This window comes from Pseudomonas kermanshahensis, assembly GCF_014269205.2.
GTDB classification, from domain to species: domain Bacteria; phylum Pseudomonadota; class Gammaproteobacteria; order Pseudomonadales; family Pseudomonadaceae; genus Aquipseudomonas; species Aquipseudomonas kermanshahensis.
Genome location: NZ_JABWRY020000001.1, coordinates 2297544 through 2316386 on the forward strand (window position 1 = coordinate 2297544; position 18843 = coordinate 2316386).

Below are 18843 nucleotides of genomic sequence, written 5' to 3' on the forward strand. Positions count from 1 at the left end.
AAAATATAACAATTCTCATCTGGCATATACCTTGCTCAACCTCCACGCAGAGACCCTGTGTTCCGGAGGTGCAGCATGTCGACCCCGCTCAAAGGCCCCGTCCTGTCATCCCTTGTCCTGGCCCTGCTCGGCTGGGAAGCGACCAGCGAGGCAGCTGTGCAGTGCCAGCGCACCCTGGTTGCCAATGTGGTCGCACTGGACCAGCCGCTGATGTTCAACCGCCTTGGCGCGCAAAACGCCAATGGCATGATGTTCGCCCTGCGCGAAGATGTCGTGGACGAGCACCAGGTCCCGCTTGGCAAAGGCGGAGCCGCAGTGCCTGGCAAAGTCACCTTGCGCCCGGACAAACGCCCACGGCCAATCGTCTTGCGGGTCGCTGCCGGTGACTGCCTGACCGTCAACCTGACCAACCTGCTGGCCTACCAGGCCAACCCAAACAAGCACGGTATCGACCACGAAGAAAACGAGGCCGAAGGTGAGGAAGAAGAAGGGCCGGAAACCGAATTCGAGAATGAAGGCGGTGAGCACTTCGTTGCGGATGAGCAAGTCAGCGACCGCCACGTAGGTTTCCAGGTCAACGGCATGCAAGCCGTCAACAGCATTGGCGACATCGCCGCCAACACCGGCCGCAATGGCAACTTCCTGGTGTCGCCGGGCAACACCCGCAGTTACACCCTGTACGCCGAACGCGAAGGGGCCTTCGCCGCAACCAGCCAAGGCGCGACCTTCGGCGGCCAGGGCGGAGCCGGCAACGTTGCCAACGGCTTGTTCGGCCAGGTGGTGGTGGTGCCCAAAGGCGGGCGCACCTTCCGTAACACCCTGACCGAAGAAGAAATGCGCCTGGCCACCACCGGCCGCACCCCCACAGGCCAACCTGTCATCGATTACCAGGCCCGTTACCCGCAGGCAGAGCCGTGGATCACCGAAGGCAAGGCCGGCAAGCCGATCATCGCGATGGTCGATGGCAACGAGATTCTCAACAGCGAGACCGATGCCATCGTCATGGGCCCCAACCCAGACGGCAGCTTCCCCCGCTCGACCTACCCACTGGAGAGCGTCAACAAGCGCAACCCGGCGCTGCCCAACCGGCTGGATGCGTTCCGTGATTTCGCCTCGCAGTTCGCCGACGAAGTGGCCGGCACCCAGGCCTTCCCCGGCTACTGGGCCGACCCGATCATGGGCCACGTGCTGGAGCCGACCCGCGATTCGTTCATGATCAACTACGGCTCGGGCGGCATGGGCGCCGAGGTGGTGGCCAACCGACTGGGCGTGGGCCCGATGCATGACTGCCTGTCGTGCGCCTACGAGGAGTTCTTCCTCAGTGCGCACACCGTGGGCGATATCGGCACGCTGGTGGACGTGCCAGCCAACGTCGGCCTGGAGAACATCCGCCCCGGCGAAACCCCACCGGCTAATGCCGTGGGCGTCAAGGCCAGCATGGCCCTGTACCCGTCGGAGCCGGCCAACGTCCACCACAGCTACATTGGCGACTTCACCAAGTTCCGTAATACGCACAATGGTCATGAGCAGCACATCTTCCACTTGCACGGCCACCAGTGGCTGTTCAACCCTAACGACGACAACTCCGATTACGTGGACGCCCAAGGCATCGGCCCGGGCATCGGGTACACCTACGAGATCGCCAACGGCGGCTCTGGCAACCGTAACCGCGTAGCCGGCGATGCCATCTATCACTGCCATTTCTACCCGCACTTCGCCCAAGGCATGTGGGCCATGTGGCGGGTGCACGACGTGTTCGAGGAAGGTACCCGGCTGGAGGTCAGTGGCCAGGATGCAAACGGCTTCCACAGCACGCCGTTTGCCCTGCGCAGTGGCAAGCCAGCCGTCGGCGCACGGGCATTGCCGGACGGTGAAATCATTGCCGGTACGCCGATCCCCGCCATCGTCCCGCTGCCGGGCAAAGCCATGGCGCCGATGCCGGGCAAAGTGGTCGTGGTGCCTAAGCTTGCAGAGCAGTGGGTGGCCGCAAACGAGCAGGACGATGATGAAGAGGAAGAAGAGGGCGACGATGACCATGGCCACGGGGCAGCTGCGCCCAAGGCTGTCGGCTCCTTGGCCCTGGTCGACCGTAGCGAAACCAACCGCAACGCCGACGGCACCTTGAAAAACCCAGGCTACCCGTTCTGGATCGGAGGCATGGAAAGCAGCGTCGGCCAGCGCCCACCGACCCCGCCGCTGGACATGCTCGACCCTGCGCTTGCCCAGCAACTGAAGAACAGCGGCAATGCCCTGTGGGCCAACCTGGACCCCAACCAGGTCGATGGCTGGGATGGTGGCCTGGGCCGGCACGCGCTGGATGGCATCTCGGCAGGTGGCGAAGCACTGACCACCACCACCAAGCTGGACTTCTCCAAGGTGGTGCATAAAGCCAAGCCGATCTACCTGCCGGAAGAGGGCACCGAAGTCGAACAGGCGGCCATGAAGTTTCACGCCAAGGCTGAGCACCCCAGCTATGCGCTGATGCCGGGCAGCCAGCCGGTGGCGCGCAACTTCCGCACCAATGGCGCCTTGCCGACGGCTGGGGCACCGTTCTTTGAACCGTGCATGGACGACCGCGGCAAGCGCCTTACCCAGACCTCGGGCATAGGCGAGTTCGCCAGCGGTGAAAGCCTGACCGGCATGAGCTTCCGGGGTGCGTCTGCCTTCACCGCCGACCGCCCACGCATCTATAAAGGCGCCAACATACAGTTTGATGCGGTCTACAACAAAGTCGGCTACCACTTCCCGCAGGCGCGCATCATTGCCCTCTGGGAAGACGCTTGGCCAGTGATCACCAAGCAGCGCCCACCCGAGCCGCTGGTGATGCGCATGAACACCTTCGATTGCACCATGTACCAGCACACCAACCTGATCCCGTCCATTTATGAGATGGACGACTACCAGGTGCGCACCCCAACCGACGTGATTGGCCAGCACATCCACCTGCCCAAGTGGGACCTCACCGCGGCCGATGGTTCTGCCAACGGCTGGAACTACGAGGACGGCATTCTTTCACCCGGCAGCGTGGTCGAGCGCGTGCATGCCATTCGCGCCTACAACGGTTGCACCGAAGGCGATAGCCGAGACGGCACCGCCGCCTGCCCAAGCGCCAAGCAGCACCCGTACTTCGGGCGCTTTGGCCGGGCCGACTGGCTGGGCGCGCGTACCGCCATGCAGCGTTGGTTCGCCGACCCTGTGGTCAACGTGCACAACGTCGACCGCGGCCTGGGCACCATCTTCACCCACGACCACCTTGGCCCATCGACCCACCAGCAACTGGGCCTGTACGCCACGGTACTGGCCGAACCTGCCGGCTCCACCTGGTACCACGCCGAAACCGGCGAGCAGCTGTACAACCCGGCTGCGCGCCAGGACGGTGGCCCAACCTCGTGGCAAGCAGTGATCAAGACCGGTGACCACGATGGCGACGGCAAAAACGACAGCTACCGTGAGTTCTTCCTCGAGTACAGCGACTTCCAGCATGCCTATGAAGCCGGCGTGTACGTGGGCGCAGGGCCGGACGGTATTCCCAATGGCCAGTCGTACCCGGCCACGGCCGACAGCTTCCGCTACGCCATCAACCCACCGGTCCGGCAGAAAGCCTCGTCGCTGCTCGAATCGGTGGTCGAGTCGCGCGGTGGCCTGAGCCCTGGCTGCCCAAGCCGGCCGTGCCCACAAGCCATTTCGGTGGATGACCCAGGCATGTTCGTCGTCAACTACCGTAACGAACCGCTGGCCCTGCGCGTGTTCGACCCCAACAAAGTGGCCCCGGACGGCAAACGCGGCATGCAGGCCGACGGCCTGGGCGGTGACCTGAGCTATGCCTTGCAGAGCCGCACCGACCGTGCCATCCCAGCGATGAACATGGCGCCTTCGGCGATCACTTCGGCGGTCGGCCCAACCGGTGGCACCACGGTGTTCCCGCCGCACATCAACACCGCCGGTAGCGAGCCCGGTGACCCGTTCACGCCGCTGCTGCGCACCTACTCGGGTGATAACGTGCGCTTGCGCATGCATGCCGGTGGCCATGAAGAGGAGCACAACGTCACGCTGCACGGCGTCAAGTGGCTGCAGAATGGCTCGGGCTTCGGCAGCAGCTCCAACTCGGGGTGGAAGGCATCGCAGATGATCGGCATCTCCGAGCAGCTGGGCTTCATGGCGCCGGTGTCGATGATTTCCAGCGCTGCGGCCACCAATGGCGACTACTTGTACTCGCTGGACGCGGCACTGGAAGGCTACTGGAACGGCATCTGGGGCATCATGCGCAACTACACCACCTTGCGCCCGGACCTGTTCCCGCTGTCGAACAACCCGCAGCCGGTGGCCATGCGCAACACCGTAAACTTTGATGGCATCTGCCCAAAAACCACCACCAACGCCAATGGCATTGGTACCCGCGCCACGGTCAAGCGCAGCTACGAGATCGTTGCCGCACTGGCCAACGACATTCTGGAGAACCGCCACGGGGTCAGCATCACCGACCCGGCCGGCGTCGGCCAGCATGTCGGTGGGCCGCTCAAGCCTGGCGGTGGCACGCTGGTGTTCAACAGCCGCAAGACCAGCATCCCGCAGGTGACCGTGGTGGATGAGGAGGACGGCACCACCTTCACCGTTGGCGGCCACAGCGCACCACTGCACGACCCGACCGCGGTGCTGTATGTGCGCAAGGCAGACCTGGACGCGACCACAGGCAAGCTCAAACCCGGCGTGCCGGTAGAGCCCCTGGTGCTGCGCGCCAATGCCGGCGACTGTATCAGTATCACCCTGGAAAACCGCCTGCCGCTGGTGATGCCCGACCTGCCAAGCACGGCCGTGATGCAGAACGTGGTCAAGCGTGACCGTAATGGCAGTGAAGGCTCCACGGCGTTCAACAACAACCTGATGCGGCCGTCCAGCCATGTTGGCCTGCACGCACAGCTGCTGGCCTACGACATCACCAAGTCCGATGGTGCCAACGTCGGCCTCAACCCGGTGCAGACCGTGCCGCCGCGTGCCGGCAACAGCGGTGCCTACCCAAGCAAGGTGTACCAGTACTACGCCGGGCACCTGGAGCGTGAAGGCAAGCCGGTGCTGCAACTGGGCCGCACGGTGGACAACATCAACACCACGGCGATCGAATTCGGCGGCCTGAACCTGACCCCGTCCGATTTCATCAAGCAGCCGCAAAAAGGCCTGGTGGGCGCCATGAGCATCCTGCCGCAAACCGCCACCTTCACCGAGGACACCGCAAGCCGTGCTCAGGCCACGGTAAAAGTCAGCGGGCAGCCGGACTACCGCGACTTCGTCACGGTGTGGCAGCGCTCGATGAACATGCGCTGGGCTGACGGCCGCCCCGTGGAAGGTATCGCTACTGAAGGCAATGGCGTGCCGGGCGATCCGAAGGACAACGGTAACATGGCCATGAACTACAAGACCGAACCGCTGTGGTTGCGCTTTGGCATGGCGCCGGACGCACCGTTCGGCCACGCCGACGGCAATGGCTTCGCCGATGTGCCAAACGCCCACATGGCCTACAGCAACGCCCTGGTCGGTGGCGACCCGCAGACGCCCGTGCTCTGGGCCAAGCCTGGCCAGCCGGCACGCAGCCATGTGCTGATGCCCAGCGGTGGCAGCCGCGGCATCACTTACCAGCTGGACGGGCACCTGTGGCCACTGCACGCCTACCAGGCCGAGAAGAACGACGCCGATGGTTACCCGATGAACCTGCCAGGCATCGGCTCGGTGCGCTTCGGCTTCAACCCGATGTCGATCTACATCGGGGCCCAGGAAAGCGTACTGCCAGCGGCGCACTTCAGCTTCATGTTGCCCAGCGCGGGTGGTGCCAACGCGGTGCCGGGGGACTACCTATTCCGCGACTATGCCGCCTACGGCAACCTCTCGGGGCTGTGGGGGATTTTGCGGGTCAGCAACGAAGCGCCGCCCGCAACGGCTGCGCCACAATAACGACACTGGAGTGCGAGCATGAACAAGAAGACTCGCCCTGCTTACTTGGGGGTACTGCTGGGAGTGGCACTGATCGGCCTGGGCGTGGCGTATGAGCAGCTCTGGTGCGACCCACGCGAGCTGCTGCAGGAGCCTGCCGACCCGCAGGTCCTGCACCGGCTCAGCCGGGACGGGGTGACCGTGGAGTTCGAGGCGCGGCCGCTGGCCGGGGGCGAGCTGCGCGAAGGCGCCTTCGCCAACGTGCGCTTCAAGGTCAGCGACCAGGCCAGCGGCCAGCCGCTGTCGGGCATGGCGCCGGGGGCCTGGATCGACCCGGCCCAGTCGGCACCGGTCGGCGACCGCGACCAAAGCTGTAAGGCCCGTGTCGCGCTGTTTCTGAAAAGCAGCATTGGCGCCCGGCCGTTGCTCGACCTCAACAGCTACTTCCTGTTGATGCTGAACAAGGACGCCAGCCTGACGGTCATCGACCCGACGGTTTCGGTGGGGGGCGTCACCAGCACCATGGCCCGTATCGAACTGCCAGGCAGGCCCATGGACTGGGCGGCCACCGGCGACGACAAGCAAGTGTTCGTGTCGATCCCGGAGCGCGGCAAGGTGTCGGTGATCGATACCGAGACCTTCACCCGCGTGGCCGACCTGGATGCCGGCGACCAACCGACGCGGGTGGCGCTGCAACCGGACCAGCATCGGCTGTGGGTCGGCAACAACAGCAGCGACCCGGCCAAGGGCGGGGTAACGGTGATCGACGTGCCCGGGCGCAGCACCCTCAAGTCCTTCGCCACTGGCTCCGGGCACCACGAGATCGCCTTCAGCAGCGACTCGCGCTACGCCTTTGTCAGCAACCGCGACAGCGGCACCTTGAGCATCATCGACATCCCTGAAATGCGTCTGGCCAAGACCCTGGAGGTGGGGCCGCACCCGCTGTCGGTGAGCTACTCGGCGCTGTCCCAGGCGGTCTATGTGGTCGACGGCCAAGAAGGCACGGTGCGGGTCATCGATGCCCGCAGCCATCAACTGCGCCACACCGTCACGGCGGAACAGGGCCTGGGCCCGATGCGTTTTAGCAGCGACGGGCGCTACGGCATCGTGCTCAACACCCTGGAGAACCAAGCCTTGGTGATCGATGCCAGTACCGACACGCTCATCCACCGCATCCCGGTGGCGGCCGAACCCTACCAACTGACCTTTACCAAGGGCTATGCCTACGTCCGCGGCCTGGCCTCGCCCAAGGTCAGCATGATCAACCTGAGCAGCCTTGGGGAAGGGCGTTCGCCGATCGTCCAGGGCTTCGACGCCGGCCCTGCCGCGCCGCGCCAAGCCGGTGATCTGCCGCTGGCACAAGGGTTATCGGTGTCGCGTGACGACAACTCGGTGTTCGTGGTCAACCCGGTAGACAACACCACCTACTTCTACGCCGAGGGCATGAACGCGCCGATGTCGGGCTACAACAACCGCGGCCACCAGGCCCGCGCCGCCATCGTCGTCGACCGCAGCCTGCGCGAGGTGGCCCCAGGGGTGTATGGCTCGACGGTGAAGCTGCCGGCGGCCGGCAAGTTCGACGTGGCCTTCCTGCTCAACCAGCCGCAAATCATCCACTGCTTCAGCACCGATGTGGGCGAGGCGCCGAATGCCCGCAAGCACAAGGGCGCGCATGCCGAGTTCCTTGGCCTAGAGCAGCCTTTGCCGCAGCACAGCGCCTTCACCGCACGGGTGCGCATCGTCGGCGACGACGGTGAACCGCGCCTGGGCCTGAACGACCTGAGCCTGCGCTACTTCCTGGCGCCGTCGTCGATGCCGCGCAACCTGCGCCTGGAAGAAGTGGGCGAGGGTGTCTACCAAGCGGCCTTGACCCTGCCCGAAGCCGGCGCCTGGTACCTGCATGTGCAGTCACCGTCGCTGGGCCGCAAGTTTGCCGAAGAGAATTACACCAGCCTGCGCGTCCTGCCGGCCTCGGCCTCCACGGCGTCCCAAGGGGACGCTTCCCAGATGCAAACCAGGAGTGTGCGATGAACGCCAAGCATGCTTTCACACGGCTGGGCCTGAGCCTGGCGCTGCCCCTGTTGTTGTCCAGCAACCTGGCCCTGGCCCATGCCGGGCATGACCACAGCGGCCATGCCGAGCAACCGCCCGCCGCGCGACAGGAGAAAGCCAGTGTGCGCTTTGCCGATGTCTCGCTGCTGGATCAGGACGGCATGCCCGTGCGCCTGGAGAAGGACCTGGTCGGCGATCACCTGGTGGTGATGGGCTTCATCTACACCAGTTGCACCACGGTGTGCCCAGTGGTGTCGTCGATCATGGGCAAGGTCCAGCAGCAGTTGGGTGGCCGTGTGGGTGAAGAAATCCATCTGGTGTCGATCAGCGTCGACCCCCAGCGAGACGATTCCAAGCGCTTGCAAGGCTACGCCAAGGCCTTCCAGACAGGACCGGGCTGGAGCTGGCTGACCGGTACGTCGTACGCCATCACCGAAACCCTCAAAGGCCTGGGCAGCTTCAGTGCCGACCTCAGCCAGCACCCGCCGCTGATTCTGGTGGGCGATGGCCGCAGCGGCCACTGGACCCGCTACTACGGCTTCACCGACCCGGCGGTACTGGTCGCGGAAATCAACCGCCTCAGCGCACGCCGGGTGCATGCCAAGAGCACGGCCATCGCCGAACACCATGCCGACCACACCGGTGACCATAACGAGGTGCAACCATGAGCCATCTGATCTCACGCCGCGCCGGCATGCGCGGTCTCGACTGGCTGGTACTGGGCGGTTGCCTGTGGATTCTTGCCTCGGTCGCATTGGCCCATGAAGGCCATGCCCAGCAGGCGCCCGAGCCACAGGCAGCGCCCCAGGCGATGACCAGCGGCGGCGGCACCCGCGATGCCCAGACCTGGTTCACTGACACCGTGCTCAAGGACCAGAATGGCCGCGACCTGCGCTTCTACAGCGATGTGCTCAAGGACAAGGTGGTGATGCTTAACGTCATCTTCACCCACTGCACCGACGCCTGCCCGTTGATCACCCGCAAGCTGCGAGAGGTACGCGAGGCCATGGGGCCGGCGTTGGCCGGGCAGGTGACGTTCGTCTCGATCAGCAGCGACCCGCTCAACGACACCCCGGCGGCGCTCAAGGCCTTTGCCGAGAAGCAGGGCGTGGACGGCCCCAACTGGCTGTTCCTGACTGGCGACAAGGCCAGTGTCGACCTGGTCCTGGGCCGCATCGGCCAGTTCCTGCCCAGCCCCGAACAGCATTCCACGCAGCTGATTGCCGGTGACGTGGCAGGCAAGCGCTGGAGCAAGATCCGCCCCGATGCGCCACCGATGGCGATCGCGCAGCGCATGCAGCTGCTGGCCCAGCCGCTGGCAGGGCGGTGACATCATGAACCTTGCGCTGGCCAATGCCCTTGTAGGAGCGGCCTTGCGTCGCGAAAGGGCTGCGCAGCGGCCCCAGATTTTGGTGTCGATGCAGAGACTGTTGGGGCTGCTGCGCAGCCCTTTCGCGACGCAAGGCCGCTCCTACAAAAGCCTGGTATGCGTGCTAGGGCTCACTCTGTGCGGCTCAACCTTTGCCCTCGACCTCACCGAACACGAACAGGCCGGCAAGCGTCTGTACCGCGAAGGCCAGTCGAGCAGCGACGCACAATTGCTGGCACGCGTCGGCTCCAGCGACATGAGCGTTCCTGCCAGCGTCTTACCCTGTGCAAGCTGCCACGGCACCGACGGTCGCGGCCGCGCCGAAGGCGGTGTACGCCCGCCGAGCCTCGACTGGCAACGCCTGGCCCTGGGCCAGGGCGAGCGGCAGGCCAATGGCCGCAGTTACCCGCCTTATACCGACGCCAGCCTGGCCAGGGCGATCCAGCAGGGGGTGGACCCTGCCGGCAATCGCCTGGACGCCGCCATGCCGCGTTTCGATTTGACCCTGGCCGACCAGCGCAACCTCACCGCCTACCTCAAACGCCTGGCCGATGAGCGCGATCCGGGCGTGAAGGAGGGCGTGCTGCGCCTGGGCACCTTGCTGCCGGGCTCCGGGCCGCTGGCCGAAGCAGGGCACGTGGTGCGCGCAGTACTGGAAGACGGCCTGGCGCAACTCAACCAGCAAGGCGGTGTGCACGGGCGGCGCCTGGAACTGGTGGTGCTCGACCCGGGCAGCGACGCCGACAGCGCCGAGCAGGCCCTTCGCCAATTGCTGGACAAGGAGCAGGTGTTCAGCCTGATTACCCCGCTGGCACCTATGCTCGATCAGCGACTGACCACCGTCCTGGCGCAGCAGAACGTGCCGCTGATCGGCAGCACCCCGCGCAGTGGCGGCAGTGCGCAGATCTTCGACCCGCTGCCGGGCTTGCCTGCGCAACTGCTGAGCCTGGCCGGCCACGCCCGTGACGCCTTGGGCCTCGCCCCAGATGGCTTGCGTGTGGTGTATGCCGGTGACGAGCAAGCGCCGCTGGCCGAGCAGGTGCGTGAACAGCTTGTGCAGCAAGGCTGGGCCCCCGGCGCCCTGCAGCCCTTCGATGGCCAGGCGGTGGACGGCCAGGGCATCGTCTTCGTTGGCCGCGCCCAGGCCTTTGCCGAGTTGGCTGCCGCGTTGCAGGCGGCAGGCCGCCAGCCATACCTGTTTGCAGCGTCCAGCCAGGTGGTCGGGGCCGTGGCGAACTTACCTGCGCAGTGGTCGCAGCGCGTCTACCTTGCCTACCCATTCGTGCCCGAAGACTGGACCGAGCAAGGCCTGGCGACCCTCGCCGGGCTGCAACAACGCCAGGGCCTGGACCCGCGTCAGGCGTCCTTGCAGGTCAACACCCTGTGCGCCCTGCGCTTGCTGACAGAGGCCCTTAAACAGATCGGCCGAGATGCCAGCCGCGAGCAACTGATCACGGCCCTGGAGGGCCTGCACGACGTCACTACCGGCCTCACGCCAGCCCTGGGCTTTGGCCCCGGTCGCCGGCAGGGCATGGCCAGTGCCCACGTGGTGGCGGTGGCCTTGCCCGGGCCGCGCTTCACCTCGGTCACCCCGTACCGGCCAGTGCCGGACACCCCTTGAGCGGAGGTTGCCATGCGTACCCTGTTGCTGTGCCTGTTGCTGCTGGTCGCCAAGGCGAGTTGGGCCGATGTGCCGGCCGCGCGGGTAAACGGTGTGGAGATCGATGTGATGCGCCTTGAGCGCTACTTCACGGAATACCTCGAAGCCCAGGGCCGCGCGGTGGCCAGCATCCGCAACCCGACCCTGTACAAGCGCCTGCGCGACCAGGCCTTGGACGAGCTGATCGACAAGGAGCTGCTGTGGCAGGAGGCCCAACGCCAGGGCATCGGCATCAGTGATGAACAGGTGTCTGCCCAGGTTGGTGAAGTGGAGGCGGCGTTTGGCAGCCCGACAGTGTTTGAACGGCGTCTGGCGCAGGCAGGCTTCGATAGGGCAGAGTACGCTGATTACACCCGCCGCGAGCTGGCTGCCCAGCGGGTGTATGCCCAGCTCAGCGCGGTCGACGCGCCCAGCCAGGCCGAGGTGGAGGCCTTCTACATGGCCAATCGACAAAGACTGCAAGGAGCGCAGAACCAAAGTGATAACCCTTCTGTCATACGTGAACAGGGTCTGGTCTTGGCCAGGACCTCGCTCATCGGGCAATTGCAGGCGCAAGCGCGGCAAGCTGTGCGCCAACGTTTGCGCGAATCCGCTAAAGTGGAAATCGCCGACTGAAGGCCCCGATGGCGTTTCCCCAAAGCTGGGGAATAACGACTTGGCAAAGTGCCATCAGGTTCCCCGGATGTGGGGAACCGGGCGAGCTCGCCTGCTCGCCGCGCCAGGGGTGATTTCGGGCACCCTTGCCAGATCAACGACTTACAGTGGTGCAGCATGACTATTCACGCCTGGCACGAAGCCTGCTCAAGCCTTATCAAGGCCGCACTTCGCAGACCGGGAAACCGGGCAGTTTTGGGGAGTCGACCTTGGTGAACAGAGTATTGGTAGTCGATGACGAACAGACTCTTGCGCAGAACCTGCAGGCGTATTTGCAGGCGCAAGGCCTGGAAGTTCATGTTGCCCACGACGGTGCCAGTGGTATCGAGCAGGCTGAACGCCTGGCACCGCAAGTGATTGTGCTGGATTACCGCTTGCCCGATATGGAGGGTTTTCAGGTACTGGAGGCCGTGCGCAAGAACAGGCAGTGCCACTTCGTGCTGATCACCGCCCACCCGACCGCCGAGGTCCGTGAGCGAGCCGCCGAACTTGGCGTGACCCATGTCCTGTTCAAACCGTTCCCGTTAGCGGAACTGGCGCGCGCGATCCTCGACCTGATGGGCATCGAGCGCCGGCGCAGGGCCACGGACAACCCGGCAGAAGGGTTCGTCGAACGACGCCAGACCAGGAACGAATCGTTCCCCCTGCAGTTGTACGATGGTAGCTGGGTACTGGCTGACCGCCGCCGTAATGGCGCCAAGCCCCCAGGTCCGGATGACGAACAACTGCTCACAGGGGAATAGCGGCGCCCGCTGCCCTGGCTGAGCCAGCCTGCGACGCGCCCCCTGAGCGGAGTCGCAGGCCATGCCCGAAGTACTCGAGATTGCCGGTTTTACACGCGAGCTGCTGGCCCAGGCCCGTTTGCAAGCCAGTGACGAACGCCTGCTCAATTGCCTGGAGCGCCTGGCCAACGACACCCCGGACACCTTCACCCGCCGCCTCGGCATCACCCTGCATTACCCCGTGCTGCACAGCCAGGCGCTGCTGGCCAGCACCCCTCGCTTCGACAAGGTCAGCCTGGCCCAGTGCCTGAAACGCGAGTTCGTGCTGATCGAGCAGGGCGGCGAACTGATGGGTGTGTTCGCCGACCCCTTCGACCCTGCGCGCCTGGCCTGGATCGACGATGTGCTGCAAGGCGCGCCGCTGTACCTGGCGCACGCCGCCGAGCTGGCGACGTTCCTGGCCCGCCATGAAGAAAGCTTCCACGCGGTCGATGCGCTTGACCACGACAGTGAAGCCAGCAGCGAAAGCGACCCGCTGCAACGCCTGTCGCTGACCAGCATCAGCGAAGACCAGAGCCGCGTGGTCAAGCTGGTCAACTCGACCCTCTACGACGCCCTCAAACTGCACGCCAGCGACATTCACCTGGGCATGACCGGCCAGGGCCTGACCATCAAGTACCGTATCGACGGTGTGCTCAACGGTGCCGGCAAGGCCAGCGGCAGCGCCTTCGCCGACCAGGTGATCTCGCGCATCAAGGTCATGGCCGAGCTCGACATCGGCGAGAAACGCGTGCCCCAGGACGGTCGTTTCAAGGTCGCCGTGGGTGAGCGGCAGATCGACTTCCGGGTCTCGATCATGCCCAGCATCTTTGGCGAAGACGCCGTGCTGCGGGTGCTCGACAAACAGGACCTGTCCGACAAGGTAAGCGGCGTGCAGTTGCAGGCCCTGGGCTTTGCCGACGAAACCCTGCGTGCCTTGCGCCGGCTGGCCGCCGAACCCTATGGCATGGTCCTGGTCACCGGCCCCACCGGCAGCGGCAAGACCACCACCCTGTACGCCATGATCAGCGAGATCAACCACGGCGTTGACAAGATCATCACCATCGAAGACCCGGTCGAATATCAACTGCCCGGCGTGTTGCAGATCCCGGTCAACGAGAAGAAGGGCCTGACCTTTGCCCGCGGCCTGCGCTCGATCCTGCGCCACGACCCGGACAAGATCCTGGTCGGCGAGATCCGCGACCCAGACACTGCACAGATCGCCGTGCAGTCGGCCCTGACCGGGCACCTGGTGTTCACCACCATCCACGCCAACAACGTCTTCGATGTGATCGGCCGCTTCAGCCAGATGCAGGTCGACCCCTACAGCTTCGTCTCGGCGCTCAACGCCATCCTGGCTCAGCGCCTGATTCGCCTGGCCTGCCCGCACTGCGCCAGCGCCTGCGAAGTGGACGATGAAACCCTGCTGGCCTCGGGCCTGACACGCGCCGCCGTGGCCGGCTGGACGTTCGTCCGCGCCCAGGGTTGTGGCCAGTGCCGCGGCAGCGGGTATCGCGGCCGCAGCGCCATCGCCGAGCTGCTGCACCTGGACGATGACCTGCGGCAGATGATCGTCGAACGCCGCCCCCTGTCGCAGATCAAGACACTCGCCTGCCAGCGCGGCCTGCGCTTGCTGCGGGCCTCGGCCCTGGACCTGGTCCGTGACGGCCGCACCACCCTTGAGGAGATCAACCGTGTCACATTCATTGCGTGATCGTGCTGCTCATAAATACTGTGCCGTGCTCGGCGCCGAGGGTGTTGGCCTGGGTTGCTGGAAAGGCAATCAGCACCAGTGGCTGGGCAGCCGCGAGTTCAGCTGCGACGCCGCCCAACCGGCCTGGGAAGCTGCTGTCGAAGCGCTGGGCGCACTGCTGGCCGAGCACGCCGTACACGGCGCCCAATTGCGGGTGTTGCTGTCGGCCCGCTACAGCCGCTTCTGCCTGGTACCGTGGAGCGATGCCATTGGCCATCCACGCGAGCTGGATGCTTATGCGCGGGCCTGCTTCGAAAACCTCTTCGGCCAGTCGCTGGGTGACTGGCGCATCGTCCTCTCGCCGGAGCCGGCAGGTGCCGCACGCATTGCCACGGCGTTGCCCGAGGCCTTGCTGCAACGGCTGCAGGCGCTGGGCCGGGAAAGCCGCCTGAGCCTGCGCTCGGTGCAGCCGTACCTGATGGCGGCCTACAACCGTTGTTCGGCGCAGCTGGCACAAGGCGACTTCCTGTTCGTCCTCGCCGAGCCGCGCCGCAGCGTGCTGTTGCTGGCTGCTGGCGGTGCCTGGCAGCAGGTGCTGGCGCAAGGCTGTGCCGATACCGACCAGGCCCTGCAAGCGTTGATCGAGCGTACCTGCGAGCTGTACGGCGAGCATCTGCCACGGGTCTACCTGCATGCGCCCGGCCGCGGCGACGTGCCGCAACTGGCAGCGGTGCAGCTGTGCCAGCCGGCCAGCGAAGCCGACCCCCTGTGCGCCATGTGGCGGGCGGTGGCCTGACATGCGCCGCCTCGACCTGGAATTCCAGCCCCGCCGCAATGGCGCCTTGGCTTGGTCGCTGCTGGCCCTGGGCTGTGCAGGGGTGGCCGCACTGGTGCTGCTGCAACACCACCTGCAGGGCGAGCAAGTCGACCTCGAAGGCCGCCTGCACAGCCTGGAGCTGCAACTGGGCCGGCGCCCAGCCACCGCGGCGCCGCAAAGCAGTGCAGCCAGCCGCGAGCAGGCCGAGCGCCTGGCGCAGATGCGCAATGTCTCGCAGCAGCTGCAACGGCCCTGGCAGCAACTGTTCGCCATGCTCGAAGCACTGCCGCAGGACGATGTGGCGCTGCTTGGCCTGACCCCGGACGCTCGCAAGGGCCAGGTCCGAATTGCCGCCGAGGCGCGCAACCTGGAGGCGATGCTGCAGTACCACCAGCGCCTGGAGGCCAGTGCCGAGCTCAGCGATGTTTCGTTGCTCAATCACGAGGTGATGGTGAGCCAGCCGGAGCACCCGGTGCGTTTCACCCTCACTGCCACCTGGGAGACCGGCCATGCGCGCCCCTGAACCGCTTAGCAGCCTGATCATTCAGGAGCACCTGCGCCGGATCGGCCCGGTGGGCCTGGCCGCCGTTGCCGTTGGCCTGCTGGTGGTCGGCGTGGCGGTGGCCGGTGTATTGCCGCAATGGCAAAGCGTGCGCGAACTGCGGGCCAGCGAGGCAGACGCCAGTGTGCAAGTGGGAAGGGTGCAACGCGGCGAGCTGAAAATCGCGGTCAAGCCCGAGCAGCAGGCCCTCGACACCCTGCGTCAACAACTGCCCGGTCAGCCGCAGGCCAGCGAACTGATCGAGCGCCTGTATCACCTGGCCAGTGCCGAGCGCATCAGCCTGGCACGCGGCGAGTACGCCCTGGGCATCGACCCGAAAACCCAGTTGGCGCGCTACCAGATCGTGCTGCCGGTCCGCGGCAGTTACCCGCAGATCCGCGGCTTCCTCAAGGGCCTGCTTGGCCAGCTGCCGACCTTGGTGCTGGAAGACCTTGAGCTGCAACGCAAACGCATCGGCGACAGCGAGCTCAACGCCCGCCTGCGCATGACCCTCTACCTGTCGAGGTCGTGATGAATACTCAACGTGGGTTGGTCTGGCTCGGGTTTCTTGGGCTTTCTGCCGCGCTGGCGTGGGCGCCTGGGCATTGGTTTGGCCAGCAAGTCGAGGACGCCCCAATCGCCGGCAAGCCGGCTCCCACAGGTTCGGGGGTGCCCATGGAACCGGTGGGAGCGGGCTTGCCCGCGAATAGGCCAGAACAGGCCTCCACCGACCTGTTCCCGAGCCAGCGCTGGACCAAACCCAAGGCCCTGGCCACCGTCACCGAACAACCGATCATCGCCACACCCGTGGTGGTTGCCGCACCCACGGCACCGGCGTTGCCCTTCCAGTTCGTCGGCCGCCTGGGCGATCGCGACGACCTGCAGGTGTTTCTGCAGAGCGGCGAAAAACTCTACGTCGTGCGCCAGGGCGACGTCATCGAAGACACCTACCGCCTCGACCGGGTCTCGGCCAACGAGCTGAGCCTGGTCTACCTGCCTTTGCATCAGTCGCAGACCTTGTCTGTCGGGAGCGCACCATGAAGTCATCGAAGCTGTGCAAGCCTGCTCCGTTCCTGCTGTTGGCGCTGTGCGTGGCCATCGCCGGCTGCGGCTCCAGTGCGGTACGCGAAGACAGCGCAGAACTGATGAAGGAGGGGCAGTACGAAGCCGGCATCGCGCGCCTGGAAGAGGCCCTGCGTGAAGACCCGCGCGACACCGAACTGAACATCGCCCTGGCCCATGGCCGCCAGGCGGCGGTCGAGGCACTGCTGAGCCAGGCCGACAGCGACCGTATCCGCCACGACTTTGCCGGTGCGCGCATGGGCTACGGCCGGGTGCTGAGCATCGAGCCCAACAACCGCCGTGCCCAGGAAGGCATCCGTCAACTGGAGCTGATCCGCACCCTCGACGAACGCGTCGCCCTCGGCCAGGCGGCCCTGCGCCAGGGCGACCTGTTCGGTGCCGAGCGCTACATGCGCGAAGTGCTGCGCCTGGACCCGCAGAACCAGAAGGGCATGACCCTGCGCAGCGACATCGAGAACGTCCAGGCACGCACCGCGCAGCCCTTCCCGCAGCTGCGCAGCAAGCTGGAGCGCCCGGTCACCCTAGAGTTTCGTGATGCCAACCTGAAGACCATCTTCGAAGTGCTGTCCCAGGTTGCCGGCATCAACTTCATCTTCGACAAAGACCTGCGCCCAGACATGAAGGCCACCATCTTCGTCCGCGACGTCCGCATCGAGGACGCCGTGGCCCTGCTGCTGGAGCAGAACCAGTTGCGCCAGAAGATCGTCAACGACAACACCCTGATGATCTACCCCGACTCGCCGCAAAAGGCCAAGGACTACCAGGAACTGGTCATGCGCACCTTCTACCTGACCAGCATCGACGCCAACACGGCGCTGAACATGGTCAAGACCATGCTCAAGACCCGCGACGTGTTTGTCGACGAGCGCCTCAACACCTTGACCATGCGCGATAGCCCCGACGCGGTGCGCATGGCCGAGAAACTGCTGCAGTCCCAGGACCAGTCCAACCCCGAAGTGGTGCTGGAAGTGGAGGTTATGGAGGTGGCCACCTCGCGCATCCTCGACCTCGGCCTGCAATGGCCCAACACCTTCGGCGTGCTGACCTCCGACGGCAAACCGGTCAGCGTGCTGGACCAGTTGCGCGGCATCGACTCCAGCCGCATCAGTATCTCGCCGGCCCCACAGGCCAAGATCAACGCCCAGGACAAGGACATCAACACCCTGGCAAGCCCGGTGATCCGCGTCAGCAACCGTGAGCAGGCACGCATCCACATCGGCCAGCGGGTGCCGATCATCAGCGCCACCTCGGTGCCGTCGACCCAGGGCCCAGTGATCACCGAAAGCGTCACCTACCTGGACGTGGGCCTGAAGCTTGAAGTGCAGCCTACCGTGCACCTGAACAACGAAGTGGCGATCAAGATTGCACTGGAGGTCAGCAACGCCACCCCACTGGAAGCCACGCGCCAGGGCACCATTCCGGTTCAGGTCGATACCCGCAACGCCCAGACCAGCCTGCGCCTGCACGACGGCGAAACCCAGGTACTGGCCGGGCTGGTGCGTAACGACCACAACGCCAGCGGCAACAAGATCCCCGGCCTGGGCGACATCCCCGGCCTGGGCCGGCTGTTCGGCAGCAACAAGGACGACATGAGCAAGTCCGAACTTGTGCTGGCGATTACCCCGCGCATCGTGCGCAACCTGCCGTACCAGAGCCCGTCGGACATGGAGTTTGCCACCGGCACCGAGTCGAGCCTGCAAGTCCGCCAGATGGCGCCGCTGCCGCCAACCGATGTACCGGGCAATACGCCGTCCGGTGACACGCCGGTAGTGGAAAGCCAGATGGCCGTGGTGCCTGCCAACGGGAGCCCACGCCCATGAAACGCCGCATGCAAGGCTTCAGCCTGATCGAGGTGGTGCTGACCCTGGCACTGCTCGGGCTGCTCGCCAGCATGGCCGCGCCGCTGACCGAAACCGTGGTGCGCCGGGGCAAGGAGCAGCAACTGCGCGAGGCGCTGTATCAGATCCGTGATGCAATCGATGCCTACAAGCGCGCCTTTGACGCCGGCTACATCGAAAAACGCCTGGATGCCAGCGGCTACCCGCCCAACCTGCAGGTGTTGGTCGACGGGGTGCGTGATGTGCGCAGTGCCAAGGGTGCCAAGTTCTACTTCCTGCGGCGCATCCCCCACGACCCGCTGCTGGCGGCCAAGGAGGACGATGAGGGGGCCTGGGGCCTGCGTGCCTACGACAGCAGCCCCGACAGCCCACGGGAAGGCGAAGACGTCTTCGACGTGTATTCCAAGGCCCGTGGCAAAGGCCTCAACAATATTCCCTACGGGCAATGGTGAC

Annotated in this window: 14 protein-coding genes; all 14 read left to right on the forward strand. The window is 65.4% G+C overall.

Going from position 1 to position 18843, the window contains the following annotated elements; translation table 11 throughout:
* The first annotated feature begins 75 nt into the window (after positions 1 to 75).
* The 14 genes from mnxG (at position 76) to HU764_RS10755 (ending at position 18842) form a co-directional block, all read left to right on the forward strand.
* Positions 76 to 5943 (forward strand): manganese-oxidizing multicopper oxidase MnxG, encoded by a 5868-nt coding sequence (gene mnxG / locus HU764_RS10690; RefSeq protein ID WP_186678011.1) that lies wholly within the window; start codon positions 76 to 78, stop codon positions 5941 to 5943.
* Positions 5944 to 5961: 18 nt separating this feature from the next.
* A complete protein-coding gene (locus HU764_RS10695; RefSeq protein WP_186678012.1) occupies positions 5962 to 7953 on the forward strand; it encodes a cytochrome D1 domain-containing protein in 1992 nt (663 codons plus the stop codon).
* Positions 7950 to 8642: an SCO family protein gene (locus HU764_RS10700; RefSeq protein WP_186678013.1), complete on the forward strand. Its 693-nt coding sequence runs from the start codon at positions 7950 to 7952 to the stop codon at positions 8640 to 8642. Before HU764_RS10695 ends, HU764_RS10700 begins: the two co-directional genes overlap by 4 nt.
* A complete protein-coding gene (locus tag HU764_RS10705) occupies positions 8639 to 9304 on the forward strand; it encodes an SCO family protein (RefSeq protein ID WP_027593475.1) in 666 nt (221 codons plus the stop codon). Before HU764_RS10700 ends, HU764_RS10705 begins: the two co-directional genes overlap by 4 nt.
* 88 nt (positions 9305 to 9392) lie before the next feature.
* Positions 9393 to 10964, forward strand: coding sequence for an ABC transporter substrate-binding protein (locus tag HU764_RS10710; protein ID WP_186703794.1), 1572 nt, complete (start codon positions 9393 to 9395; stop codon positions 10962 to 10964).
* A 12-nt stretch (positions 10965 to 10976) separates the two neighbouring features.
* Positions 10977 to 11618, forward strand: a complete 642-nt coding sequence (locus HU764_RS10715; protein ID WP_186703793.1) for a SurA N-terminal domain-containing protein — start codon at positions 10977 to 10979, stop codon at positions 11616 to 11618.
* A gap of 248 nt (positions 11619 to 11866) precedes the next feature.
* Positions 11867 to 12400 (forward strand): response regulator, encoded by a 534-nt coding sequence (locus tag HU764_RS10720; RefSeq protein WP_186703800.1) that lies wholly within the window; start codon positions 11867 to 11869, stop codon positions 12398 to 12400.
* A gap of 61 nt (positions 12401 to 12461) precedes the next feature.
* Complete coding sequence (locus HU764_RS10725; RefSeq protein WP_186703792.1) at positions 12462 to 14132, forward strand: GspE/PulE family protein; 1671 nt, start codon at positions 12462 to 12464, stop codon at positions 14130 to 14132.
* Positions 14113 to 14907, forward strand: coding sequence for a hypothetical protein (locus tag HU764_RS10730; protein ID WP_186678036.1), 795 nt, complete (start codon positions 14113 to 14115; stop codon positions 14905 to 14907). The genes HU764_RS10725 and HU764_RS10730 overlap by 20 nt, the downstream gene beginning before the upstream one ends.
* A gap of 1 nt (position 14908) precedes the next feature.
* On the forward strand, positions 14909 to 15451 hold the full coding sequence (locus HU764_RS10735) for a pilus assembly protein (RefSeq protein ID WP_099429181.1): 543 nt from the start codon (positions 14909 to 14911) through the stop codon (positions 15449 to 15451).
* Positions 15438 to 16001: a type 4a pilus biogenesis protein PilO gene (pilO, locus tag HU764_RS10740; protein ID WP_186703791.1), complete on the forward strand. Its 564-nt coding sequence runs from the start codon at positions 15438 to 15440 to the stop codon at positions 15999 to 16001. Before HU764_RS10735 ends, pilO begins: the two co-directional genes overlap by 14 nt.
* On the forward strand, positions 16001 to 16510 hold the full coding sequence (locus HU764_RS10745) for a hypothetical protein (RefSeq protein WP_186678043.1): 510 nt from the start codon (positions 16001 to 16003) through the stop codon (positions 16508 to 16510). The genes pilO and HU764_RS10745 overlap by 1 nt, the downstream gene beginning before the upstream one ends.
* Positions 16507 to 18372 carry a secretin N-terminal domain-containing protein gene (locus HU764_RS10750; RefSeq protein ID WP_027593466.1) on the forward strand — a complete coding sequence of 622 codons (1866 nt, stop codon included), beginning with the start codon at positions 16507 to 16509 and terminating at the stop codon, positions 18370 to 18372. The genes HU764_RS10745 and HU764_RS10750 overlap by 4 nt, the downstream gene beginning before the upstream one ends.
* Positions 18369 to 18842 carry a type II secretion system protein gene (locus tag HU764_RS10755; protein ID WP_033694024.1) on the forward strand — a complete coding sequence of 158 codons (474 nt, stop codon included), beginning with the start codon at positions 18369 to 18371 and terminating at the stop codon, positions 18840 to 18842. Before HU764_RS10750 ends, HU764_RS10755 begins: the two co-directional genes overlap by 4 nt.
* Position 18843 lies beyond the last annotated feature (1 nt).